20 protein-coding genes are annotated in these 22,904 nt (G+C 73.1%); 13 read left to right on the top strand and 7 right to left on the bottom strand.

Translation table 11 applies throughout. The features are described from left to right. The first annotated feature begins 4 nt into the window (after positions 1–4). The 4 genes from AC07DU_RS07945 to AC07DU_RS07930 all read left to right on the top strand — a co-directional run bounded on the left by AC07DU_RS07945 (position 5) and on the right by AC07DU_RS07930 (position 5,000). A complete protein-coding gene (locus AC07DU_RS07945) occupies positions 5–1,939 on the top strand; it encodes an acetyl/propionyl/methylcrotonyl-CoA carboxylase subunit alpha (protein ID WP_479110239.1) in 1,935 nt (644 codons plus the stop codon). Next, positions 1,936–3,096, top strand: a complete 1,161-nt coding sequence (locus tag AC07DU_RS07940; RefSeq protein WP_479028879.1) for an acyl-CoA dehydrogenase family protein — start codon at positions 1,936–1,938, stop codon at positions 3,094–3,096. Before AC07DU_RS07945 ends, AC07DU_RS07940 begins: the two co-directional genes overlap by 4 nt. 543 nt (positions 3,097–3,639) lie before the next feature. After that, on the top strand, positions 3,640–4,377 hold the full coding sequence (locus AC07DU_RS07935) for an enoyl-CoA hydratase family protein (RefSeq protein WP_479110237.1): 738 nt from the start codon (positions 3,640–3,642) through the stop codon (positions 4,375–4,377). Further along, positions 4,365–5,000: a TetR/AcrR family transcriptional regulator gene (locus AC07DU_RS07930; protein WP_479110235.1), complete on the top strand. Its 636-nt coding sequence runs from the start codon at positions 4,365–4,367 to the stop codon at positions 4,998–5,000. The genes AC07DU_RS07935 and AC07DU_RS07930 overlap by 13 nt, the downstream gene beginning before the upstream one ends. A gap of 99 nt (positions 5,001–5,099) precedes the next feature. Here the strand turns inward: AC07DU_RS07930 and AC07DU_RS07925 are convergent, their stop codons facing one another. Beyond that, positions 5,100–6,206, bottom strand: coding sequence for a citrate synthase 2 (locus AC07DU_RS07925; protein WP_360898557.1), 1,107 nt, complete (start codon positions 6,204–6,206; stop codon positions 5,100–5,102). A 200-nt stretch (positions 6,207–6,406) separates the two neighbouring features. Between AC07DU_RS07925 and pdxH the strand changes: the two genes are divergently transcribed. The 3 genes from pdxH to AC07DU_RS07910 all read left to right on the top strand — a co-directional run bounded on the left by pdxH (position 6,407) and on the right by AC07DU_RS07910 (position 9,494). Then, positions 6,407–7,069 (top strand): pyridoxamine 5'-phosphate oxidase, encoded by a 663-nt coding sequence (gene pdxH, locus AC07DU_RS07920; RefSeq protein WP_479110233.1) that lies wholly within the window; start codon positions 6,407–6,409, stop codon positions 7,067–7,069. Between the two features lie 374 nt (positions 7,070–7,443). Continuing rightward, entirely contained in the window at positions 7,444–8,085 is a 642-nt protein-coding gene (locus AC07DU_RS07915) for a hypothetical protein (protein WP_479110231.1), read from the top strand. 104 nt (positions 8,086–8,189) lie between these two features. After that, a complete protein-coding gene (locus AC07DU_RS07910) occupies positions 8,190–9,494 on the top strand; it encodes a PAS domain-containing protein (RefSeq protein ID WP_479028870.1) in 1,305 nt (434 codons plus the stop codon). A 75-nt stretch (positions 9,495–9,569) separates the two neighbouring features. Here AC07DU_RS07910 and AC07DU_RS07905 read toward each other — a convergent pair whose 3' ends face one another. Beyond that, on the bottom strand, positions 9,570–10,325 hold the full coding sequence (locus tag AC07DU_RS07905) for an SIS domain-containing protein (protein ID WP_360898553.1): 756 nt from the start codon (positions 10,323–10,325) through the stop codon (positions 9,570–9,572). A gap of 289 nt (positions 10,326–10,614) precedes the next feature. On the opposite strand from AC07DU_RS07905, the gene AC07DU_RS07900 reads away from it, so the two are divergent. Beyond that, positions 10,615–11,307: an iron-dependent transcriptional repressor DtxR gene (locus AC07DU_RS07900; protein ID WP_360898551.1), complete on the top strand. Its 693-nt coding sequence runs from the start codon at positions 10,615–10,617 to the stop codon at positions 11,305–11,307. A 284-nt stretch (positions 11,308–11,591) separates the two neighbouring features. Further along, on the top strand, positions 11,592–12,479 hold the full coding sequence (locus AC07DU_RS07895) for an alpha/beta fold hydrolase (RefSeq protein ID WP_479110229.1): 888 nt from the start codon (positions 11,592–11,594) through the stop codon (positions 12,477–12,479). A 74-nt stretch (positions 12,480–12,553) separates the two neighbouring features. Here AC07DU_RS07895 and AC07DU_RS07890 read toward each other — a convergent pair whose 3' ends face one another. From AC07DU_RS07890 to AC07DU_RS07880, 3 genes are all read right to left on the bottom strand, one after another. Continuing rightward, positions 12,554–14,242: a transporter gene (locus AC07DU_RS07890; protein ID WP_479110227.1), complete on the bottom strand. Its 1,689-nt coding sequence runs from the start codon at positions 14,240–14,242 to the stop codon at positions 12,554–12,556. Beyond that, a complete protein-coding gene (locus tag AC07DU_RS07885; RefSeq protein ID WP_479110225.1) occupies positions 14,239–15,096 on the bottom strand; it encodes an ABC transporter ATP-binding protein in 858 nt (285 codons plus the stop codon). The genes AC07DU_RS07890 and AC07DU_RS07885 overlap by 4 nt, the downstream gene beginning before the upstream one ends. A 141-nt stretch (positions 15,097–15,237) precedes the next feature. Then, the gene (locus tag AC07DU_RS07880) at positions 15,238–15,924 is read right to left on the bottom strand and encodes a bifunctional DNA primase/polymerase (RefSeq protein ID WP_479110223.1); all 687 of its coding nucleotides are present in this window, start codon (positions 15,922–15,924) and stop codon (positions 15,238–15,240) included. Positions 15,925–16,138: 214 nt separating this feature from the next. On the opposite strand from AC07DU_RS07880, the gene AC07DU_RS07875 reads away from it, so the two are divergent. Further along, on the top strand, positions 16,139–17,521 hold the full coding sequence (locus AC07DU_RS07875; RefSeq protein ID WP_479110221.1) for a transcriptional regulator: 1,383 nt from the start codon (positions 16,139–16,141) through the stop codon (positions 17,519–17,521). Between the two features lie 482 nt (positions 17,522–18,003). After that, a complete protein-coding gene (locus tag AC07DU_RS07870) occupies positions 18,004–19,272 on the top strand; it encodes a ferritin family protein (RefSeq protein ID WP_479110219.1) in 1,269 nt (422 codons plus the stop codon). Between the two features lie 15 nt (positions 19,273–19,287). Here the strand turns inward: AC07DU_RS07870 and AC07DU_RS07865 are convergent, their stop codons facing one another. Continuing rightward, on the bottom strand, positions 19,288–20,577 hold the full coding sequence (locus AC07DU_RS07865) for an ABC transporter substrate-binding protein (protein WP_479028859.1): 1,290 nt from the start codon (positions 20,575–20,577) through the stop codon (positions 19,288–19,290). 196 nt (positions 20,578–20,773) lie between these two features. On the opposite strand from AC07DU_RS07865, the gene AC07DU_RS07860 reads away from it, so the two are divergent. Further along, positions 20,774–21,220, top strand: a complete 447-nt coding sequence (locus tag AC07DU_RS07860; RefSeq protein WP_360898623.1) for an SCO4402 family protein — start codon at positions 20,774–20,776, stop codon at positions 21,218–21,220. Between the two features lie 14 nt (positions 21,221–21,234). Further along, positions 21,235–22,194 carry a formyltetrahydrofolate deformylase gene (gene purU, locus AC07DU_RS07855; RefSeq protein WP_479110217.1) on the top strand — a complete coding sequence of 320 codons (960 nt, stop codon included), beginning with the start codon at positions 21,235–21,237 and terminating at the stop codon, positions 22,192–22,194. Between the two features lie 76 nt (positions 22,195–22,270). Here the strand turns inward: purU and AC07DU_RS07850 are convergent, their stop codons facing one another. Next, positions 22,271–22,789: an EF-hand domain-containing protein gene (locus tag AC07DU_RS07850; protein ID WP_360898535.1), complete on the bottom strand. Its 519-nt coding sequence runs from the start codon at positions 22,787–22,789 to the stop codon at positions 22,271–22,273. Positions 22,790–22,904 lie beyond the last annotated feature (115 nt).

Below are 22,904 nucleotides of genomic sequence, written 5' to 3'. Positions count from 1 at the left end.
GCACATGACCCTTCACTCCCTCCTCGTCGCCAACCGCGGTGAGATCGCCGTACGCATCCTCCGCACCGCCCACGCCCTGGGCCTGACCACCGTCGCCGTCCATTCCGACCCCGACGCCGACGCCCTGCACGTCCGGGAGGCCGACGCGGCCGTACGCCTGCCGGGCGCGGCCGCCGCCGACACCTACCTGCGCGGCGACCTGATCATCCGGGCGGCGCTCGCCGCGGGCGCCGACGCCGTCCACCCCGGCTACGGCTTCCTCTCCGAGAACGCGGACTTCGCCCGCCAGGTCCAGGCCGCCGGCCTGACCTGGATCGGCCCGCCCCCCGAGGCCATCGAGGCCATGGCCTCCAAGACCCGCGCCAAGGAACTCATGCGTGCCGCCGGGGTCCCCCTCCTCGAACCCGTCGACCCGGCCACCGCCACCACCGCCGAGCTGCCCCTGCTCCTGAAGGCCGCCGCGGGCGGCGGCGGACGCGGCATGCGCGTGGTCCGCGACCTCGACGGCCTCAAGGAAGCCCTCGACGCGGCCGGCGCCGAGGCCCGCTCGGCCTTCGGCGACGGCGAGGTCTTCGCCGAGCCCTACGTCGAAGGCGGCCGCCACATCGAGGTGCAGATCCTCGCCGACGCGCACGGCACCGTCTGGGCGCTGGGCACGCGCGACTGCTCCCTGCAACGGCGCCACCAGAAGGTCATCGAGGAGGCCCCCGCGCCCGGCCTGCCCGAGGGCCTGCGCGAGAGCCTGCACGCGGCCGCCGTCGCCGCCGCCCGCGCCGTCTCCTACCGGGGAGCGGGCACCGTCGAGTTCCTCGTCACCGCCGACGGGCGCCCGTACTTCCTGGAGATGAACACCCGCCTCCAAGTGGAACACCCCGTCACCGAAGCGGTGTTCGGCCTGGACCTCGTCGCCCTCCAGCTGCGCGTCGCCGAGGGCGCCGCCCTGCCCCCGTCACCGCCGCAGCCCACCGGCCACGCCGTGGAGGCCCGCCTCTACGCCGAGGACCCGGCCCAGGACTGGCACCCCCAGACCGGCGTCCTGCACACGCTCGCCGTCCCCGGCGAGGTCCGCGTGGACACCGGATTCACCGACGGGGACACCGTCGGCATCCACTACGACCCCCTGCTCGCCAAGGTCATCGCCCACGCCCCCACCCGCACCGAGGCCGTACGCGTCCTCGCCCGCGCCCTCGCCACGGCACGCATCCACGGGCTCACCACCAACCGCGAGCTCCTCGTACGCTCCCTGCGCCACCCGGAGTTCGCCGCCGGGCAGCTCGACACCGGCTTCTACGACCGCCACCTCGCCACCCTCACCGAAGGCGCCCCGGACGCCACCGCGGCCGCCCTCGCCGCCGCCCTCGCCGAGGCGGCCCCCGCCCCGGGCGCCTCCCTCGCCGCCCGCCTCGGCGGCTGGCGCAACGTCCGCTCCCAGCCGCACACCCGCCGCTACACCGCTGCCGCCACCGGGACCGCGTACGAGGTCCAGTACCAGCCCGTGAACCATCCTGGCATCCGCGTCCTGGCCGCCACCCCCAACCTCGTCACGCTCGAAGTCGAGGGGATCCGGCGCCTGTTCCACGTGAAACATAATTCGAACAAGGTCTACGTGGACTCTCCCCCTGCCTTCGGCGGGGGGACCCCCACGCTCGGCGCCCACACCTTCACCCCCGTGCCCCGCTTCCCCGACCCCCAGGACCGCACCGAACCGGGCTCCCTGCTCGCCCCCATGCCCGGCACCGTCGTCCGCGTCGCCGAGGGCCTCGGCCCCGGCAGCCCCGTCACCGCCGGGCAGCCCCTGCTCTGGCTGGAGGCCATGAAGATGGAGCACCGCATCCTCGCCCCCGCCTCCGGCACGCTCACCGCGCTCCACGCCGTCACCGGCCAACAGGTCGATTTCGGCGCCCTGCTCGCCGTAGTCCAGGAGGAAACGCCAGCATGAGCCCCGTCATCGAATCCCAGGAACACCAGGCGCTGCGCACCGCGGTCGCCGCCCTCGGCCAGCGCTACGGCCGCGCCTACCTGGCCCGCGCGGCCCGCGAAGGCGGCCACCCCGACGAACTGTGGGCCGACGCCGCCAAGCTCGGCTACCTCGGCGTCAACCTGCCGGAGGAGTACGGAGGCGGAGGCGGCGGCATCGCCGAACTGTCCATCGTCCTGGAGGAACTGGGCGCCGCGGGCTGCCCCCTCCTGATGATGGTCGTCTCACCCGCCATCTGCGGCACGGTCATCGCCCGCTTCGGCACCGAAGCCCAGAAGCAGACCTGGCTCCCCGGCCTCGCCGACGGCACCCGCACCATGGCCTTCGGCATCACCGAACCCGACGCCGGATCCAACTCCCACCGGATCACCACGACGGCCCGCCGCGAGGGCGACGAGTGGATCCTGCGCGGCCGCAAGGTCTTCATCTCCGGCGTCGACATCGCCGACGCCACGCTCATCGTCGGCCGCACGGAAGACGCGAAGACCGGGCGCCTCAAGCCCTGCCTGTTCATCGTTCCGCGCGACACCCCGGGCTTCGGCCGCTCCGTCATCGACATGGAACTCCAGGCGGCGGAAAAGCAGTTCGAACTGACCCTGGACGACGTCCGCCTACCGTCCTCCGCCCTGATCGGCGACGAGGACGCGGGCCTCCTCCAGCTCTTCGCCGGCCTCAACCCCGAGCGCATCATGACCGCCGCCTTCGCCATCGGAATGGGCCGCTACGCCCTCGCCAAGGCCATCGACTACGCCAAGACCCGCCAGGTGTGGAAGGAGCCCATCGGCGCACACCAGGCCGTGGCCCACCCCTTGGCCCAGGCCCACATCGAGCTGGAACTGGCCCGTCTGATGATGCAGAAGGCCGCCGCGCTGTACGACGCGGGCGACGACATGGGCGCGGGGGAGGCCGCGAACATGGCCAAGTACGCGGCGGGGGAGGCCTGCGTGCGCGCGGTGGACCAGTCCGTCCACACCCTGGGCGGCAACGGCCTCACCCGCGAATACGGCCTGGCATCCCTGATCACCGCGGCCCGCGTATCCCGCATCGCCCCGGTCAGCCGCGAGATGATCCTCAACTTCATCTCCCACCAAACCCTGGGCCTCCCCAAGTCCTACTGACCCCGAGGACGCGCCCCCGCGCGGGGTGGTCCGCCACCCGGGGCGCCGCGTGCGGCGGGGACACGCAGGGGGGTCCCCGCCGGACGAGCGCGCCGCGGGGTGGTCCCGCACGGGGGGCGCCGCGTGGGGCGGGGACACGCAGGGGGGTCCCCGCAGGACGAGCGCGCCGCGGGGTGGTCCCGCACGGGGGGTGCCGCGTGGGGCGGGGACACGCAGGAGGGTCCCCGCAGGACGAGCGCGCAACCCAGGCCGCCCCTCGCGACCCCGGCCGCAGGCGCGAGCCGAGGAGACCCTCGTGCGGGGCCCCGCCCCACCCCTCAAGCCCGACCCGCACCAGGGCCAAGGCCCCACCACCCCCAGAGCCGCCACTCGCCAAGCCGCCCGCAGGCACTCGCCCAGCCGCCCGCAGGCACCGGCCCAGCCGCCCGCAGGGCACCCCGCAGGGCACCCGCCAACCCGCCCGCAAGGCACCCGCGTACCCTCCCCGAAGGACCCACCCGGGCCCGCCGGGCACACCCCACCGCCGACCGCTCCGGAGGAGACATGGCCCCACTCGTGCACGCCGCCCAAGCAACCGGCATCGCCACCCTCACCCTGGACTCCCCGGCCAACCGCAACGCCCTCTCCGCCGCCCTCGTCGCCGAACTCCGGGCCGCCCTCGCCACCGCCGCCGCGGACACGGCCGTCCGCGCCGTCGTGCTCACCCACACCGGCAGCACCTTCTGCGCCGGGGCCGACCTCACGTCCCCCTTCGACCCGGGCGACTTCCTGGCCCTGCTCCGCGAGATCGCCGAACTGCCCCGCCCCGTCGTCGCCCGCGTCACCGGCCACGTCCGGGCCGGCGGCCTCGGCCTGCTCGGCGTCTGCGACATCGCCGCCGCCGGGCCCCGGTCCTCGTACGCCTTCACCGAGACCCACCTGGGCCTCGCTCCCGCCGTGATCTCCCTCCCGCTGCTGCCCCGCCTCGACCCGCGCGCCGCCGCCCGCTACTTCCTCACCGCCGAGGCCTTCGACGCCGCCGAAGCCGCCCGGATCGGCCTCCTCACCCTGCACGCCGACGACGTGGACGCGGCCCTGGCGCCCGTACTCGCCGGCCTGCGCCGGGCGTCCCCGCAGGGCCTGGCGGCCACCAAGGCGCTGATGACGGCCGCCGTACGCGAGGCCCTGGACCGCGACGGCGCGCGCCTGACCGAGCTGTCCGCAGGGCTCTTCGCCTCCGCCGAGGCCCGCGAGGGCATCACCGCCCGCTTCGAACGCCGGGAACCGTCATGGGCGCTGTAACGAAGCCCGACCAGGGCCCCACGCAAGCTACGCCGGGCCCCCCGCCCCCGGGCCCCAAACAGGCCCGCAGCCGCGTCACCCGCCGCCACCTCCTTGAGGCGGCCGTGTCCTGCCTGGCCGAACACGGCTGGGCCGGGTCCACCGTCTCCGTCGTCGCCGAACGGGCCGGCGTCTCCCGCGGCGCCGCCCAGCACCACTTCCCCACCCGCGAGGACCTGTTCACCGCGGCCGTCGAATACGTCGCGGAGGAGAGGTCCACGGCCCTGCGCGACCTCTTCCACTCCGGCCCGGCCGCCCGCCCCGCCGCGGTCGAGGCGCTGGTCGACCTCTACACCGGCACCCTCTTCCGGGCCGCGCTCCAACTCTGGGTCGCCGCCTCCAACGAGGAGCCGCTGCGCCCCCGGGTCACCGAACTGGAGGCCCGGGTCGGCCGCGAGACCCACCGCATCGCCGTCGAGCTGCTGGGCGCGGACGAGTCCGTACCGGGCGTACGGGAGACCGTGCAGGGCCTCCTCGACATGGCCCGCGGCCTGGGCCTGGCCAATGTCCTCACCGACGACCGGGCCCGCCGGGCCCGCGTCGTCGCCCAGTGGTCCCGCATCCTGGACGCGACACTCGGCTGAAGACGGCCGGACCAACGCAAGGGCGCCGCACCCCGTACGGAATGCGGCGCCCGGGCGTTGCCGGCTGGAGATCACGCGTAGAGCATCACGCGTAAAGAATCATGCGGTCTCGGCGATGTCCGCGTAGCCCTCGATCTCCTGCGGGTTGCGCCGCCCCGGCCCCGTGTAGCGGGCCGACGGCCGCACCAGGCGGCCCGTGCGCTTCTGCTCCAGGATGTGCGCGGACCAGCCCGCGGTACGGGCGCAGCTGAACATCGACGTGAACATGTGCGCCGGGACCTCGGCGAAGTCCAGCATGATCGCGGCCCAGAACTCCACGTTCGTGGCCAGGACCCGGTCGGGGCGGCGCGCGTGCAGCTCCTCCAGGGCGGCCTTCTCCAGGGCGGCGGCGACCTCGTAGCGCGGCGCGTCCAGCTCCTTGGCCGTGCGGCGCAGCACGCGGGCGCGCGGGTCCTCGGCGCGGTACACGCGGTGCCCGAAGCCCATCAGCCGCTCGCCCTTGTCCAAGGCCTTCTTCACGTACGCCACGGCGTCACCGGTGCGCTCGATCTCCTCGATCATGCCGAGCACCCGCGAGGGCGCCCCGCCGTGCAGCGGCCCCGACATGGCGCCGACGGCGCCGGACAGCGCGGCCGCGACGTCCGCACCGGTCGAGGCGATCACCCGCGCGGTGAAGGTGGAGGCGTTCATGCCGTGCTCGGCGGCCGAGGTCCAGTACGCGTCGACGGCCTTGACGTGCTTCGGGTCCGGCTCGCCCCGCCAGCGGATCATGAACCGCTCGACGACGGACTCCGCCTTGTCGATCTCCGACTGCGGCACCATCGGCAGGCCCTGGCCGCGGGCGGACTGGGCGACGTACGACAGCGCCATGACGGCGGCGCGCGCGAGGTCGTCGCGGGCGGTCTGCACGTCGATGTCGAGCAGCGGTTTCAGACCCCACACGGGGGCGAGCATGGCGAGCGCGGACTGCACGTCCACGCGGATGTCACCGGAGTGGACCGGGATCGGGAAGGGCTCGGCGGCCGGCAGCCCGGGGTTGAACGCGCCGTCGACCAGCAGACCCCAGACGTTGCCGAAGGACACGTGACCGACGAGGTCCTCGATGTCGACCCCGCGGTAGCGGAGCGCACCGCCTTCCTTGTCCGGTTCGGCGATCTCCGTCTCGAACGCGATGACCCCTTCGAGCCCGGGTACGAAGTCGGACATCAGGCGGCTCCTCAGATAGTGCGAACACGCGCGGCTCCCGGCGTGACTCGCGGTCCGGCGCGGTCATCCCCGTTGATGCCCGGCACGGCCGAAGGTCACCCGTACGGGAACCTTCGGACCGGCCCCAAGATTTTGTCGGTTCCGCCGGGACTGCGGAAGCGTGACATACGGCACACCGCCTTCGGCCCGGCTGCGGCAGGATGGCCCGCGTGACCGACCACGACATTGACCCCGCCACGATGCGCAAGCAGTACCGCTCGGAGATCGTCGAGGAGGAGAGCCTCGCCGAGGATCCGATGCGGCAGTTCGCCCGGTGGTTCCAGCAGGCCGTGGACTCGCACCTCTTCGAACCCAACGCCATGGTCGTCTCGACGGCCACCCCCGACGGCCGGCCCAGCTCGCGCACGGTGCTGCTGAAGCAGTTCGACGAGCGGGGCTTCGTCTTCTTCACCAACTACGCCTCCCGCAAGGGCCGCGAAATCGCCGAGAACCCGCACGTCGCCCTGCTCTTCCCCTGGCACCCCATCGCCCGCCAGGTGATCGTCACCGGCACGGCGACCCGCATCGGCCGCGACGAGACGGCGGCGTACTTCCGCTCCCGCCCGCACGGCTCCCAGCTGGGCGCCTGGGCGAGCGAGCAGTCCAGCGTGATCGCCTCCCGCGGGGAACTGGACCGCCGTTACGCCGAGCTCGCCGTCCGCTACCCGGAGGGCGAGCAGGTCCCGGTGCCGCCGGAGTGGGGCGGCCTGCGGGTGGTCCCGGAGGCGGTGGAGTTCTGGCAGGGCCACGCGAACCGCCTGCACGACCGGCTGTACTACGTCCTGGACGGGGGCAAGTGGCGCATTGAGCGCCTGTGCCCGTAAGAGGCCGCGGCCGGGCGTCCTGGAAACGGCATGTCCTGGAAAAGCAGACGACCCGCGGGCTCGGGTTTCTCCCCTGCAGTGGGAGAAGCCGGCCGGACGTACCGGCGAGCCCGCGGGTCGGGTGACTGCTGTGGATTGGCGCCAGGCGCTTGCGCCGGGCACCGCACTGGGTGCGTGCGACGACGGGCGCTTAGCCCGCAGCCACCTCACGCGTCCGGTTTCCGTACATTGCGGGAACCACCTCCCTTCTCGTGTACGTCCGAGCGTAGGCAGACGTCCCCGCAGCCACAAGCGTTTTGTTTCCGGTGGTCGTGCGAAGCGGGGGACCGGGTCGACGCCTCGTGCGGGGTCCGGGTGATATCCGAGGGGGAGAGATGTATGAAGGAGCGCTGCCGCGCGAGTACCGGCACGAGCGGAAGGGCTCGGTGGCCGCTTGGATCGCCTTGGGCAGCGCGGTCGCCCTGCTGTTCCTGGAGCTGTGGGCCTCGTCGATTCCGCCCCGCTGGCTGAAGGGGCTGATCACCCTGGTGCTGCTGCCCGTGTGCGGGTGGCTGGTGGTCGTCAGGCAGCGTCAGTTCACCCGCGTCGATCACCACGGCATATCCCGGGGCACCGGGATGGGCGTGCGCCGCATCGCCTGGGGGGACCTCCACGACATCCGTACGGTGACCCTGCCCCGGCTCGCCGCCGGGGGCGGCATGCCCGCGATCGTCACCTACGCCTACCGCGCCGACGGCAAGCGCCTGCTGCTGCCCTGCGTGAACGACGTCGACCTGCCGGCGGTCGAGCACGAGGTGCTCGTCCTGCAGTCCCTCTTCCGGGAGATGCGCGGGGCCGACTGGACGCCCGATCCGCGGGCGGAGCCGCGCATCGCCGGGCAGACGGCGCGGGGGGAGCGGTCGGACCGGAGGTACCGGTGGACGTCGGGGTGGCGGATGGCCGCCCTGACCGTCGTCTTCGCCGTCCTCCTCGTGGCCGGGACTTTCGGCTACACGATCCTCCAGAACAGGCCCTGACCGGATTTCTCGTACTCAATCCGGGAAACTCGGTGTGGGCTGCGTCACGTTCCAGTTGAATGATCCGACGTGCCGCACACGCGAACACCTGCAGGGGGTGTCAGGTGAGTGCTTCCGGACGTCACGAGATCGCCGACGATCTGCTCGCAGCGCTGCTGGACGGGATGGACGCCGCCTTGTGCGCGTTCGACTCCGACGGCGTGATCACCCACTGGAACCGTGAGGCCGAGCGGGTCCTCGGCTGGTCCGCCGCCGAGGCCGTGGGGCGCAAGGGGTTCGAGGGGTGGGCGGTGCGGGCCGCCGACGCTCAGGACGTGCAGGACCGGCTCATGGCCGCCCAGCACGTGCCCGGACGGCAGGTGCACGAGTTCGCGCTGCTGACCAAGGACGGCGGGCGGGTCCTCGTGCGGACCCAGTCCGCCGGTGTGCCGGGCGCCGACGGGAAACCCGCCGGGGTGTACTGCGCCTTCAGCGAGGTGCACGCGCAGATCGACCTGGAGCGGTCCATCGCGCTGAGCGAGGCGCTGATGGAGGACGCCTCGTGGGGTGTGGTCCTCGTCGACGTCGACCTGCGGCCCGCGGTCGTCAACGCGCACGCCGCGCGCGCCTTCGGGACGGGCCGTACCGCGCTGCTCGGGCGGCCGCTCGGGGAGCTGCTGACCCAGGGCGTGGAGGAGCTGGAGGGCGCGCTCCAGCACGTGCTCGCCGAGGGGGCGCCGCCCGCGCCGGTGGAGGTGTGGGTGTCGGTGCGCACGGCGGAGGGGGTACGGCGCAGGTGCTGGCGGTGCGGGTTCCTGCGGCTGGCCTCGCCGCTGGCGGAGGAGCCGGTTCCGCTGGGGGTCGGGTGGCTGTTCCAGGACGTCACCGAGGCCCGGCAGGCCCAGTTGGACACCGCCCAGCTGAGGTTTCGGTCCCATCAGCTGCACCGTGCGGGGCGGGCCGCCGCCGAGTGCGAGGACCCGGCCGAGGCGGCCGCCGTACGGCTGGACTACGCCCTGGCCGGTTTCGCCGAGCACGTGCTGCTCGACGTACTGGATCCCGCGGCCGACCCCGAGCGGCGCAGGCTCGTACGGTCGGCCGCGTCACCCCCGTCGCTGCGGGGGCCCGGGTCGATCCCCGTGCGGTATCCGGCCGGGCACCCGGCGTTGCAGGCGCTGGACCGGATCGGCTCGGTGCGCGCCAGCGCCCCGGGCGGGGAGGCCGACGCGGAGTGGGCGGGGACCCGGCAGTGGCCCGAGGGCGCGGCGCACGCGCTTTGTACGGTGCTGCGGAGCCGGGGCCGGACCCTGGGGGCGCTGACGTTCCTGCGCGGGCCCTCGCGGGCCGCCTTCGAGAGCGCGGACGCGGCGTACGCGGAGGAGGTCGCGGCCCGGATCGCGGCGGACCTGGACCTGGCGGCGGGAGCTTAGGCCCTCAGGCCTTCAGGCCTTCAGGCCCTCAGGCCCTCAGGCCCGGGGCCCTTGGGCTCAGGGCCGGGCCAGGGCTCAGTGGCGGAAGAAGATCCGGTCGCCGTACTGCTGCATCACGCGGCCGTTCCACTCGTGGCCGCCGTCCACGTTGCCCGAGCGCAGCATCGGGGGCTCCAGCCCGCGGGCCGCGAGCTCGCCGGCGGCCGCCGCCATCACCGCCTGCATGATGGCGCTGGTGACGACGGTGGAGGCGGGGGCGAAGGGGGCGTCGATGCCCTCGGCGCTCAGCTCCGCGTCGCCGACCGCGATCTTGCTGTCCAGGACGATGTCGCAGTGGTCCTTGAGGAAGGTGCCGGAGACGTGCCGCGACTTGGTCTCGGTCGCGTACGCCACCGAGGTGACGCCGATGACCTTGAGGCCGATGGCGCGCGCGTTCATGGCCATTTCCACGGGCAGCGCGTTGCGCCCGGAGAGCGAGATGATCACGAGGACGTCGCCGTCGGAGGCCGGGCTGCTGTCCAGGACCGCGCCCGCGAGCCCGTCGACCCGTTCCAGGGCGCTGCCGAGGGTGGCGGGCATGACGTCGACGCCGACGGTGCCGGGGACGGCGAGGAGGTTCATCAGGGCGAGTCCGCCGGCCCGGTAGACGACGTCCATCGCGGGCAGCGAGGAGTGACCGGCGCCGAAGGCGAAGAGGCGGTTGCCGGCGGCGACGGCGTCGGCGATGACGGCTCCGGCCTCGGTGATCCGTGCGGCCTCCTCGTCGCGCACCTTCTCCAGCAGGCCGATGGCCGCGTCGAAGAACTGACCGGCCAGCTTGCTCTCGCTCATACGCCGATGGCCCTTCCAGGGGTGGGGTGCGGGGTGGGGTGCGTCCGTGTCCGCCGCTCACCGTGCGGTCTGGACCAAGGGCGTGTCAATACGCACGTCCATCCCGGCCGGTACGCACGGGGTTGATGCGCGCGCGGATGCCGGGGGGAGGCCCGGGGGATGTCCGGGGCATATCCGGGGGGATGTCCCGGGAGGTCCGTGACTGGTCTTGACCCAGGCACGGGACGGTTGTCCGCTCGATGCGTCAGAATTGGGGGCAGGGCCAGCGCACGCTATCCGAGGGGCATGAATGTCCGGACTGATCGATACCACGGAGATGTATCTCCGCACCATCCTTGAGCTGGAAGAGGAAGGTGTGGTCCCGATGCGCGCCCGCATCGCCGAACGGCTCGACCAGAGCGGACCGACGGTGAGCCAGACGGTGGCACGCATGGAGCGCGACGGCCTGGTGGGCGTCGCCAGCGACCGGCACCTGGAGCTGACGGAGGAGGGGCGGCGGCTGGCGACGCGCGTGATGCGCAAGCACCGGCTCGCGGAGTGTCTGCTCGTCGACGTCATCGGCCTGGAGTGGGAGCACGTGCACGCCGAGGCCTGCCGCTGGGAGCACGTGATGAGCGAGGCGGTGGAGCGGCGGGTGCTGGAGCTGCTGCGCCACCCGACGGAGTCGCCGTACGGGAATCCGATCCCCGGGCTGGAGGAGCTGGGCGAGAAGGCCGAGGCCGATCCGTTCCTGGAGGACGGCATGGTCAGCCTGTCGGAGCTCGACCCGGGCACCGAGGGCAAGACGGTGGTCGTGCGCCGGATCGGGGAGCCGATCCAGACGGATGCCCAGCTGATGTACACGCTGCGGCGCGCGGGTGTGCAGCCCGGTGCGGTGGTGAGCGTGACCGAGTCTCCCGGGGGTGTGCTGGTGGGCAGTGGCGGCGAGGCCGCCGAGCTGGACGCGGAGGTCGCCTCGCACGTGTTCGTGGCGAAGCGCTGACGCCCGCGTCGGCCCGCCTGTAAGGGGACTGTGGTGGGGCGGTCCCGGCGCCTCGCGGCGCCGGGACCGGTCCTCCCCTGGTGACCTGGAGCCCCGAGCTCTCAAGGTCGTCCCCTTCGGACCGTCTTCCCCGAGCGGCCCGCCTCCCTGTTGAAAGGATCTCCATCGGCAGCGGCCGCCAATCCTTGAGGAAGGTCACTCGAAAGAGCGGTGTTGTAGGCCAGAACCCCGTTTTCGAATGCGGGTTCGATAGTCTGGCGGGGAGCGAAGGGGGTGCATCTGCGGTGGTAGAGCGCGTCGATGTGACAGGGGCCGAAGGCGTGCGCCTGGCCGCCTGGGAGTTCCGCGAACCGGCCGCCCAGCCCGGCGCCGAGCCCGACGCCCGCCCCGCGGTGCTGTTACTGCACGGCTTGATGGGCCGCGCCCTCCACTGGAGCGGCACCGCCCGCTGGCTCCGCGAGCACCGCCGCGTCGTGGCCCTGGACCAGCGCGGACACGGCCAGAGCGACCGCCCGCCCGCCGGTCCCGCCCTGCCCACCGCCCTGAGCCGCGAGGCGTTCGTCGCCGACGCCGAGGCCACCATCGAGCAGCTCGGCCTCGCCCCCGTCACCCTCATCGGCCACTCCATGGGCGCCCTCACCGCCTGGCAGCTCGCCGCCCGCCGCCCCGACCTGGTCGAAGCCCTGGTCATCTGCGACATGCGCGCCTCCGCCCTCGGGGAAACCTCCCAGCAGGAGTGGGCGGACTGGTTCCACCGCTGGCCGCTGCCCTTCCCCAGCCAGGACGCGGCCCGCCGCTGGTTCGGCGAGGAGGACCCCCGGGTGGAGCGCCCCGACCCGGGCCGCGGCGCCTTCTTCGCCGAGGTGATGTACGAGGCCGCTGACGGCTGGCGCCCCGTGTTCTCCCGCCGCCAGATGCTGACGGCCCGCGAGACCTGGGTCCACGACGCGCACTGGGAGGAGCTGGCCCAGGTCCGGTGCCCGACCCTGGTCGTCCGCGGCCTGGACGGCGACCTCGGCCGCGCCGAGGCCCAGGAGATGGTCCGCGTCCTCCCGGCCGGCCAGTATGCGGAGATCCCCGACGCCGGCCACTACCTCCACTACGACCAGCCGGCGGCCTGGCGCGCGGCCCTGGAGCCCTTCCTGGAAGGAGTCCGAGCCGCAGCGCCGTGACGAGGCCGGGCGCCACAGCCCCGTGACGGGGGCCGGGCGCCGCAGCCCCGTGACGGGGCCGGGGAGCCGGCGCCTCAGCCCTTGCTCACGGCCAGCAGGATCTCCGGGAGCTTGCGTGCCACCGTCGGGGCGGCCAGACGCAGGCCGCACCAGGTGGCCAGGGCGCCCCAGGCCGCGCCCAGCGGGAGCAGGATCCAGGAAACGTCCTGGTGGGCGCCGGTGTTGAGCCAGACCGCCAGCACGATCACCGGGGCGCAGATCACCGACGAGGCGAACAGCCCGGCGAAGATGCCCGCCCACGCGAGCCCGGCCTGGCCCGGCGCCACGTTCTTGAAGGCGCCGTCCGACGGGATGGAGTACGGGAAGCGGGCCGAGGCCACGGCCCCGGTGCAGAGCATCGACCCCAGCAGGGCCAGGGACAGGCCCAGGGCCGCGGGGAAGGAGTGCCACTCGCCGATCACGGCGGCCGTCACCACCGAGACGAGGACCGTGTACGGGACCGTGACCAGGGCCAGCGCAGCCGCACGCGCGCGCAGTTCCACGTAGGCGTCCCGCCGCGTCGAGATGGTCTGCGCGACCATCCAGAACGCCGAGGTGTCCTGCCCGAACTGGTTGTACATCTGGACGCCGAGCATGCCCGCGCCGAAACAGGCGAGATAGACGGACCCCGTGCCCTGGAGGGCGTTGAAGACCGGCACGATGAGACCGACCGCCAGCGCGGTCACCCACGAGGCCTTCGTCTTCGGGTCGCGCACGACGTAGCGCAGGGTGCGCTGCATGACCGCGCCCGTCCGGCCGGCCGGCAGCAGCGACCAGACGCCGCCCGCGCCGCGGTCCTTGGCCGGTGTGGCCGCCGCGATGGTCGAACCGTCCGGTGTGACCATCAGCTTGGTCAGGCTGCGCTCCCAGAACCACAGGAGCCCGGCCAGGGCCGCGAGGGTCAAGGCCAGTTGGGCGGCCGCGACGCCGTACGCGCCCTCGCTCGCCGAGTCCACCATGCCGACGGCGGTCGCCGGCGGCAGCCACCGCACCACCGCCTCCACCGGCTCCAGCCGGCTCAGGCCGCCGGTCTCGAACAGGCGCTGACTGGCGAAGTTGGCCAGCTGTGCGCCCACCGCGATCAGCAGGCCGCTGAGCAGGGCGAGGTCACGCCCCTTGCGGCTGGTCAGCAGCCGCACGTTGGCCGTGGCCACCGCCCGCGCGAGGGTCACGCAGCCGAGCACCAGGAGGGGTGCGGCCACCACCGCGGCCACCGCGCCGGCCGCGCCGCGCGCGACGGCCACCACCGAGCCGACCGCCAGGCACAGCGTGAAGAGCGGCCCGATGCCGACGAGCGAGGAGGCGAGCAGGGCCCGAACGAGGGGCCGCGGCCGCAGCGGCAGCATGACCAGCCGGCTCGGGTCGAGCGTCTCGTCCCCGGTGGGGAAGAACAGCGGCATGAAGGTCCAGCCGAGCGCCAGGATCGCGGCCAGCAGCACGACGACGGTGCCCGCGTGGGCGTTGCCGTGCAGCAGGGACAGACCGAGCGTGACGAAGAAGCCGACCAGCAGGGCGAAGGCCAGCGTGGTGAAGTAGACGGCCTTGCGCTTCGAGGAGCCCTTGAGCCCGTTGCGCAGCAGCGCCAGCTTGAGGCCGACGAAGATCCGGGTGAGCGGGACCGGGGCGGCCCGGGGCGCGGGAGCGGGAGCGGGAGCGGGCGTGGCTCGTGCGGCGCCCGCCGTTGCGGCGGGCGAGGGCGAGGGCGTGGCGGCGGGCGTGGTCATCGCGCGACCGTCCCGGAGCCGCCGCCGATCGAGCCCCCGCCGAGCCACTCCAGCGAGTCCCCGGCCGCGTCGCGTCCGTGCGCGCCGACCAGTTCGAGGAAGGCGGCCTGGAGGGAGGGCGCGGAGCCCCGCACGTCGGCCAGCGGGCCCGCGGCGCGGATCCGGCCGGCGGCCATCACGGCCACCCAGTCGCAGAGCGACTCGACGAGCTCCATCACGTGGGAGGAGAAGACGACCGTGGCACCGGACGCGGTGTAACGTTCCAGCACCCCGCGGATGGTCTGCGCCGACACCGGGTCGACGCCCTCGAACGGCTCGTCCAGGAACAGCACTTCGGGATTGTGCAGCAGAGCGGCCGCCAGGCCGATCTTCTTCCGCATGCCCGTCGAGTAGTCCACCACCAGCTTGTGCTGCGAGCCCGCGAGGTCCAGGACCTCCAGCAGCTGCGTCGCCCGCTTGTCGGTCTCCTCGCCCGGTAGCCCGCGCAAGCGGCCCATGTAGCCGAGCAGTTCACGCCCCGACAGCCGCTCGAAGAGCCGCAGCCCCTCCGGCAGCACGCCGATCCGCGACTTCACCACCGTCGGGTCCGCCCACACGTCGTGCCCGGCGACGAACACCCGTCCCATGTCCGGGCGCAGCAGCCCGGTCACCATCGACAGCGTCGTCGTCTTGCCCGCCCCGTTCGGGCCCACCAGACCGATGAACTTGCCCGCGGGCAGCTCCACGTCGATCCCGGCGACGGCCACCTGCTCGCCGAAGCGCTTCCACAGACCTTCCACCCGCACGGCGGACGGCGCGGTTCGCGCGCCACCCGTCCCGTACGTTCCACCCGTCGCATCGCCCTGGTCCGGCATGCGCCTGCCTCTCGTGACATCCCCGTTGGTCGTTCCTTCCTCACGATAGGAGGCGGGGAAGAGGCCTGAGCATTACGTATGTCATGAGTTTCCGGTCACCTGTCACCGGCCGGCCACCTGTCACCGGCCGTCAGCCACCGGTCAGGCCTGGCGCCGCTTGCGGTCCGCCGCCGCCTCGCTCCCGCACGCGTACGCCAGCGCGTCGATCAGCTCCTCCGTGTCCGGCAGCCACCGGTTCGCCGGTGTGGGCCGCCGCGCCCACTGCACGGCGCCCCGACCGCCGAAGCGGGTGGGCGGGGCCGCCACGTACTCGCCCTCGCCGCGCGCGAGCAGGTCCAGGCCGGTCGGCGCCCAGCCCAGCTTGCGCACGAGGTCCGCCACCTTGACGCCGGCGCCCGGCAGGACGAAGAACAGCATCCGGTGGTCGGGCGTGAGGGTGACCGGTCCCAGGGTGCGCTGCATCCGCTCCAGCCGCGCCAGCGCCAGGAAGCCCGCCGACTCCGGCACGTCCAGCGCGTCGAACGTCCGGCCCGTCGGGAGCAGGATCGAGGCCGTGGGGTGCTTCGCCCAGATCCGCCGCACCTGCACCGCGCTCCCGGTGGCCTGCGCCGCCCAGTCCTTCACCGTCGGGTGCGCGCCGGGCACCGGGCAGTCCGCCACCCCGCAGGAGCACAGTTCCCGGCCGTCACCGGCCTCCAACCAGGTGCCGGCGAAGACATCCCAGTGCCGTTCTTCCGCGTACCGCACGGCATGGTCCAGCAGCAGTTCGCCGCGCTGCTTGGGGATGGGTGCGGTCTCCGTGACTCCGATGGTCTCTTCCACGCCCATCACAACTCCCCGGGTCACCCGGAGTTACGGCCGTAAACCGGCCGGTGGGCGCTGCATCGATCCTGCATGCGGGGCGCACTGATGCACGCGTGGGGGCGCGTAGGAGCCCGGGGCGCTGCAGTTGGGTAGCGACACGACGCAGAGCGGAAGATTCTCCGCACATCAGGCGGGAAGTGATCATTCCAGCGATCACCCGCGGCCACAGGGGGTTTTCATGGCAGCCAGGCCTCTCGTCGCCCGCCAGCCGAACGAACGGCTGCAGGCGCTCATCCAGGAAGCCGGGTGCTCCAACGCCGGGCTCGCCCGGCGCGTGAACATGTGCGGGGCCGAACACGGCCTCGATCTCCGTTACGACAAGACCTCCGTGGCGCGCTGGCTGCGCGGCCAGCAGCCGCGCGGCCGGGCCCCCGGCATCATCGCCGAGGCGATCGGGCGCAAACTCGGCCGGACCGTCACCATCGACGAGATCGGCATGGCCAACGGCAAGAACCTCGCCTCCGGCGTCGGCCTGCAGTTCTCACCGACCGTCATCGGCGCGATCGAGCAGGTCTGCGAGCTGTGGCGCAGCGACGTCGGCCGGCGCGACTTCCTCGCCGGATCCAGCGTGGCCGCCTCCGCGCTCGTCGAGCCGAGCCGCGACTGGCTGATCACGGGGGCCGATGCGCAGGTGGCCCGCAGCGGCGGCTCGCGCGTCGGCACGCCGGACGTCGAGGCGGTCCGGGCGACCACCGAAGCGCTCAAGGAACTCGACCACCGCTTCGGCAGCGGGCACGTCCGGCCGGTGGTCGTGCACTACCTCAACTCGGTGGTGTCCGGGCTGATCGGCGGCTCGTACCGGGAGCCGGTGGGGCGGGCGCTGTTCGCGGCCGTGGCCCGGCTGACGGAGCTGGCGGGCTACATGGCGGTGGACACCGGCCAGCCGGGGCTCGCGCAGCGCTACTACATCCAGGCGCTGCGCCTGGCCCAGGCGGCGGGCGACCGTGCGTACGGGGGCTATGTGCTCGCGGCGTCCATGAGCCACCTCGCCGCCGAGCTCGGCAACCCGCGGGAGATCGCGCAGCTGGCGCGGGCCGCGCAGGAGGGGACGCGCGGGCAGGTCACGCCGCGGGTCGAGGCCATGTTCTACGCCGCCGAGGCGCGCGGGCACGCGCTGCTGGGGGACGGCCGGGCGACGGCGGTGCTGTCCGCGCGGGCGGTGAGCGCGCTGGAGCGGGCCGAGCCGGAGTCGGGCGACGACCCGGTGTGGATCCGCCACTTCGACGAGGCGTACCTCGCGGACGAGCTGGCCCACTGCCACCGCGACCTGGGTCAGGCGGAGGCGGCGGGCAGGCGGGCGGAGGAAGCGCTACGGGGCCTGCCCGCGGGCAAGGAGCGCCGCCGGGCGATCGGGCTGCTGCTGCTGGCGGCGGCGCAGGTGCAGCAGCGGGAGGTGGAACAGGCCTGCCAGACCGCGACGAAGGCGGCGGACCTGCTGGAGGGGCTCCGCTCGAACCGGGGCGCGGAGTATCTGGAGGACTTCCGGGCGCGGCTGGATCCCTACCGGGAGGAGGCGGCGGTGCGGGAGTTCGGGGCGCGGCTGGACGCGAGGGCCGCGTAACGGCTGGTCGCCGCCGTTTCGCTGGCCGCCGTTGACGTGCCCGTGCCGGTCCGCTGCCGGTGCGCCGCCCCGGGCCCCGCGCCTCAAACGCCGGCGGGGCTGAAACAGCGGGGCGCCGCCCCGGGCCCCGCGCCTCAAACGCCGGCGGGGCTGAAACAGCGGGGCGCCGCCCCGGGCCCCGCGCCTCGAACGCCGGCGGGGCTGAAAGAACGGGGCGCCGCCCCGGACCCCGCGCCTCAAACGCCGGCGGGGCTGAAACAGCGGTGCGCCGCCCCGGGCCCCGCGCCTCAAACGCCGACGGGGCTGAAACAGCGGGGCGCCGCCCCGGACCCCGCGCCTCGAACGCCGGCGGGGCTGAATGTGTGCGGCGGGGCTGGATCGTCGGGTCGGCTTGGGCTGGAGTGGCTGACGGGGGTGGGGGGTGACCGGGTAGCGTGATCCGGACGGTTCCATACGTTCGGGCTAACGCAGAAGGAGTCCCGGTGTCGCAGAGCGGACGAGGGGGTGCGCCCCAGCCGGGTGCCCCGTGGGGTCCGGACCCGGCGTCCGGGCATCAGGCGTACCCGGAGCAGCCGCAGCCACCGCAGCCCGGCCGGCCCGCGTACGGGTATCCGCAGGAGGTGTCCGGGCACGTGGTGGGGCCGGGGTACGAGGGGCCGGGGGATCCGCACGGCTACGGCTACCCGCCGCTGCCCGAGGCCGTCACCCAGTACATCCCGCCCGTCCCGGCCGACCCCGCCGCCCCGCACGAGGAGGTGGCCACGCAGTTCATCGCGCCCGTCCCCGCCGCCCCGGCTGCCCCTCACGACGAGGCCGCGACCCAGTTCATCCCGCCCGTCCCCGCCGGCCCCGCCGCCCCGCACGAGGAGGCGGCCACGCAGTTCATCGCGCCCGTCCCGGCCGTGCCCGAGGACTTCGACGGGCTGTTCCGCAGCGACGACGCCGCCGGGCACACGCAGCACCTGCCGCCCGTCCAGGAGCCCGTGCTGCGCCAGCCGCCGCCGCGCCCCTACCCGTCGCGCGCGCAGGGCCCCGTACCACCCCGGCACCAGCAGCCGCAGCCGTACCCGCAGCAGCAGTACGCACCGCCCCCGCCCCCGCCGGTGGAGGCCGAGGCGGGGCGCCGGGTCTCGCCCGGGATCATCGCCGCGGTCGTCATCGGCCTGGCCGTCGTCGGGCTGGGCGTCGGCTCGCTGCTCAGTGACAAGGAGCCGCAGAACAACGACCCCGGCGCGGTGCCCGCCACACCGACCGCGAGCGGCGCCTCCGCGCAGCCCGGCGGGGAGGCCCCCGTCGACCCGGCCCGCCCGCAGGCGGTCCAGCTGGACAAGCTCCTCGCGGACAGCAACGACAGCCGGGCCTCGGTGATCAAGGCCGTGGAGGACATCAAGAGCTGCGCCAACCTCGACCAGGCGGCCTCCGACCTGCGCAGCGCGGCCCGCCAGCGCGAGGAACTCGTCACCCGGCTCAAGGAGTTGAAGCTGGACAAGCTCCCGGACCACGTGAAGCTGTCGGCGGCCCTCACCAAGGCCTGGCAGTCCTCCAGGGACGCGGACAACAGCTACGCCGCCTGGGCCGAGGACGTCGAAGGCGACAAGTGCAAGGACGGCAAGGCCAAGGCCTCCAAGAACGCCTCCGACGGCAACAAGTCGAGCGGGGAGGCGACGAAGGCCAAGGAGTCGGCCGCGGCCATGTGGAACACGATCGCGGCCAAGTACGGCCTCACCAAGCGCGACAAGTCGCAGCTGTGACCGGTCGGCCGTAGCTCACGCGGCCCGTGGGGCCTGTTCCAGGGTCGGGGTCATGTCCAGGGGCGCCTCACCGGGCTGCGCCACGAGGCGGCCCGACTGGACGACCTGGAAGCTGACCCGGCCGTTGACGATGCGGGGGAAGCCCGCGACGGCGCGCATGTCCTGGTAGCGCCAGCTCAGGTCGGGGGTGAGGCCGCCGGTCTTGACGGCCTGCGACTCGTTCAGCGACCGCTTCACCGTGCGCGCGGTCACGCTCTCGCCGTCCTTGGCGCGCTTGAGGACCTCGTTCAGGACGGTGTACGCGATCCACGTGGTCTGCGTCCCGCTGTCGTCGGGGTCGACCCCGTCGTCGCCGAAGGCGTACTCGGAGACGACCTGCCGCATCGGCTCCCAGAGGGGATCGGTGGCCACCGGGTACCAGCTGGTGACGTACGCGCCCTCGAAGGAGCTCTCCTTGCCGCCCGTGCGGTCGATCAGGGACTGGCTGAGGCTGCCGAGGACCGAGGAGATCTGCGGCTTCCTGCGCTGCGCGTCGGTGCGGCGGAAGGCGTCGAAGAAGGTCTCGGTGCGCTCGCCGAGGACGGCGGTCACGCAGCCCTTCTCCTTTTCCTTCTCCTTGCCGCTGCCGGTGGTGTGGGCGAGGGCCTCGCGGGCCTGCGGTACGAAGTCCGCGGAGTCCTCGGCGGCCCGGATGTCGGAGGCGTCGGCCATCTTGTTGGCACGCAGTCCGGCGTTGAGCAGCACCGGCAGCGTGTCGCCCGCGAGGGTGTCGGGGCGGACCAGGGCGACCTGGTCGCAGGCGCGGCTGAGCTGGTGGCCGGCGCCGGCGATGAGGACGGGCTGGCCGCCGTTGACCGGGTAGGACAGGGGGGACTGGAACTCCTCGGCGGAGAGGCCGTAGCCGCCGATGAAGGGGATGCCCTCGGTCTCCAGCGGGGCCATGAAGGCGCGTCCGTGCTGGCTGTAGGAGCCGACGACGGCGACGGCCTTCTCGGCGACGGCCTTGCGGGCGCAGTCGGCGGCGCCGGTGGGCGTGTTCTTCTCGTTGCAGGTCAGGACGCGCAGCCGGTGGCCGTTGATGCCGCCCTTGGCGTTGGCCCAGCGCTCGTACGCCTTGGCCATGCCGATCATTCCCGGCATGTTGGTCGCTTTGGTGCCTTCCGGGGCGAAGGTCATGACGGTGATGGTCCCCCCGGAGCCCCCCGAGCCTCCGGGGAGTACCCCGCACCCGGCGACGAGACAGGCACCCATCGCCGTGGCCACGAAGGTGCGGGAGAGGGAGGGTGAACGTCGCGAGTTGGTCATGTCCATGCACCATTCCGCTTCAGCGGTAACAGTCGAGTGAGATGGACACAACATCGGGTGACGCCCCGGTGAATTACGGGGGCGCCGCCGTCCGCAGCCGCCTCAAGATCGCGCTGAACAGGAACGTACGATCGAAAGCGTGACATTCGCCCAAGGTTCGAAGAACTCTTCCCGACGCGGTGGCCGCTCCTCCACCATGGGCGGCATGCCCCTCAACGACATGCCCTGGTGGCGCTGGCGCTGCAACGTGCGCTCGGCGCTGCACATGCTTTCCGATCCGGCGTTCCACGAGGACACCTGGCTGGCCGGCGACGAAGGGTACGGGGACGTCACCGACGCCGTGTACCGGCTCGTCGAGGACACCTGGCTCGACAGCTGGTCGGCCGAGAAGTACGTCGGCACGATCTTCCGCGACTCGCAGGAGGCGGCCCTCGTCGACCTCGCCGTGCTGCGGGTGCTGCGGATCATGCACCAGGTCGGCCCCGACGCCCCCGTCTCCGCCTACCTGGAGCACCACGCGTGGCCCGAGGCCGTGCGCGCCGCGCGCGAGGCGCACGTACGCCTGGCGGAAGCGGACGGGGACGACCCGGATGTCCGGCCGACCTCGCTGGACGTTCTGAGGATCCTCACCCGCGCGGTGTGAAAGGCTGTGCGGTCATGAGCGACGCGCATTCCCAGGCCCCGTCCCAGGCCAAGGACCCGGCCCAGTCCCCGGTCCAGGCCCCGGCCCAGTCCTCGGCCCCGGCCCAGCAGCCACAGACCGAGCCTCAGTCCCAGTACGTCCTGACCGTGTCCTGCCCCGACAAGCAGGGCATCGTGCACGCCGTGTCGAGTTACCTCTTCATGACCGGCTGCAACATCGTGGACAGCCAGCAGTTCGGAGACCGGGAAACCGGGCTCTTCTTCATGCGGGTGCACTTCGAGGCCGAGTCCGCCGTGACGCTGGAGAAGCTGCGCGCCAGCTTCGCCGCGATCGGCGACTCCTTCCGGATGGACTGGCAGATCCACCGCTCCGACGAGCGCATGCGGATCATCCTGATGGTGTCCAAGTTCGGGCACTGCCTCAACGACCTGCTGTTCCGCGCGCGGATCGGGGCCCTGCCCGTCGAGATCGCGGCCGTGGTCTCCAACCACACCGACTTCGCGGAACTGGTCGGCTCCTACGACATCCCGTTCGTGCACATCCCGGTGACGAAGGACACGAAGGCGGCGGCGGAGGCCCAGCTGCTGGAGCTCGTGCACGCCGAGAACGTCGAGCTGGTGGTGCTGGCCCGGTACATGCAGGTGCTGTCCGAGAACCTGTGCAAGGAGCTGAGCGGGCGGATCATCAACATCCACCACTCGTTCCTGCCGAGCTTCAAGGGCGCGAAGCCGTACCACCAGGCGCATGCGCGCGGTGTGAAGCTGATCGGCGCGACCGCCCATTACGTGACGGCGAACCTCGACGAGGGGCCGATCATCGAGCAGGAGGTCGAGCGGGTGGGCCACGAGGTCACCCCCGACCAGCTGGTGGCCATCGGGCGCGACGTGGAGTGCCAGGCGCTGGCGCGGGCGGTGAAGTGGCACAGCGAGCACCGCGTGCTGCTGAACGGTGCCCGCACGGTGGTGTTCGCGTAGGCCCTGGTGAGCCTCGGCCTTGCGTAGCCGGCCGCCGCGGGTTCCGGGTCGGATCCCGCGGGCCGGCCGGCGGCCGTCAGGCGTCGGGGGCCTCGACGCCGCAGTACGCCGCGAACGCCTTCAGGATGTCGTCCTCCGAGAGGCGGCCGTCGCCGTCGGGGTCCAGGCCCGCGGCCACCTGGGTGGCCAGCTCGGGCGCGGTGCCCAGGACGCGCAGGACGCGGGCGGCCGCCGTCGGGGTGGCGCCGGCGCCGTCCTCGTCCGCCACCGCGATCACGGCCCGCAGGAACGGCCGCGCGATCTCCGCGAACCGGTGCGGGTTGTCACGCAGCCGCTTCGCCGCCCCGGTGATGAACTCCTCGCGGGACACCCGCTGGTCCCCGTCGACGTCCGCGATGCCGGCCATTCCCTGCCAGAACGCCTCGGCGCCCGCGAAGACGGCCTGGCCCTTGTCCGACCGGGCAGCGGTACCGAATTCGGCCAGGACGGCCTTCGCGGCCGCGCTGAAGTCCTCCCGGTCGATATACCCGGACCCGTCCTGGTCGAAGGTGGCGAATCGGGCGGCGATCTTGCGCTCGTATTCTGCGCTGTCCATGTTCGGCGTTCCGCCTTCACGTGTGCGTGGGGTACAGATTCAAGACAAGGCAGGAGCGTAAGCCCTAGGTGGCCCGAGCGTTAAGCGAAGTGGTCAAGCAGACGGCCGCATCGAA

Source organism: Streptomyces sp. NPDC045695, assembly GCF_056432025.1.
Note: the sequence above shows the minus strand (reverse complement) of the source record. Positions and strands in the feature narration are given on the sequence as shown.

What these genes read in the sequence shown, in the direction of transcription:
- AC07DU_RS07945 (WP_479110239.1), top strand. Translation starts at nt 5, where the DNA reads ATGACCCTTCACTCCCTCCTCGTCGCCAACCGCGGTGAGATCGCCGTA.
- AC07DU_RS07940 (WP_479028879.1), top strand. Translation starts at nt 1,936, where the DNA reads ATGAGCCCCGTCATCGAATCCCAGGAACACCAGGCGCTGCGCACCGCG.
- AC07DU_RS07935 (WP_479110237.1), top strand. Translation starts at nt 3,640, where the DNA reads ATGGCCCCACTCGTGCACGCCGCCCAAGCAACCGGCATCGCCACCCTC.
- AC07DU_RS07930 (WP_479110235.1), top strand. Translation starts at nt 4,365, where the DNA reads ATGGGCGCTGTAACGAAGCCCGACCAGGGCCCCACGCAAGCTACGCCG.
- AC07DU_RS07925 (WP_360898557.1), bottom strand. Translation starts at nt 6,206, where the DNA reads ATGTCCGACTTCGTACCCGGGCTCGAAGGGGTCATCGCGTTCGAGACG.
- pdxH (WP_479110233.1), top strand. Translation starts at nt 6,407, where the DNA reads ATGGCCCGCGTGACCGACCACGACATTGACCCCGCCACGATGCGCAAG.
- AC07DU_RS07915 (WP_479110231.1), top strand. Translation starts at nt 7,444, where the DNA reads ATGTATGAAGGAGCGCTGCCGCGCGAGTACCGGCACGAGCGGAAGGGC.
- AC07DU_RS07905 (WP_360898553.1), bottom strand. Translation starts at nt 10,325, where the DNA reads ATGAGCGAGAGCAAGCTGGCCGGTCAGTTCTTCGACGCGGCCATCGGC.
- AC07DU_RS07900 (WP_360898551.1), top strand. Translation starts at nt 10,615, where the DNA reads ATGTCCGGACTGATCGATACCACGGAGATGTATCTCCGCACCATCCTT.
- AC07DU_RS07890 (WP_479110227.1), bottom strand. Translation starts at nt 14,242, where the DNA reads ATGACCACGCCCGCCGCCACGCCCTCGCCCTCGCCCGCCGCAACGGCG.
- AC07DU_RS07885 (WP_479110225.1), bottom strand. Translation starts at nt 15,096, where the DNA reads ATGCCGGACCAGGGCGATGCGACGGGTGGAACGTACGGGACGGGTGGC.
- AC07DU_RS07880 (WP_479110223.1), bottom strand. Translation starts at nt 15,924, where the DNA reads ATGGGCGTGGAAGAGACCATCGGAGTCACGGAGACCGCACCCATCCCC.
- AC07DU_RS07875 (WP_479110221.1), top strand. Translation starts at nt 16,139, where the DNA reads ATGGCAGCCAGGCCTCTCGTCGCCCGCCAGCCGAACGAACGGCTGCAG.
- AC07DU_RS07865 (WP_479028859.1), bottom strand. Translation starts at nt 20,577, where the DNA reads ATGACCAACTCGCGACGTTCACCCTCCCTCTCCCGCACCTTCGTGGCC.
- AC07DU_RS07860 (WP_360898623.1), top strand. Translation starts at nt 20,774, where the DNA reads ATGGGCGGCATGCCCCTCAACGACATGCCCTGGTGGCGCTGGCGCTGC.
- purU (WP_479110217.1), top strand. Translation starts at nt 21,235, where the DNA reads ATGAGCGACGCGCATTCCCAGGCCCCGTCCCAGGCCAAGGACCCGGCC.
- AC07DU_RS07850 (WP_360898535.1), bottom strand. Translation starts at nt 22,789, where the DNA reads ATGGACAGCGCAGAATACGAGCGCAAGATCGCCGCCCGATTCGCCACC.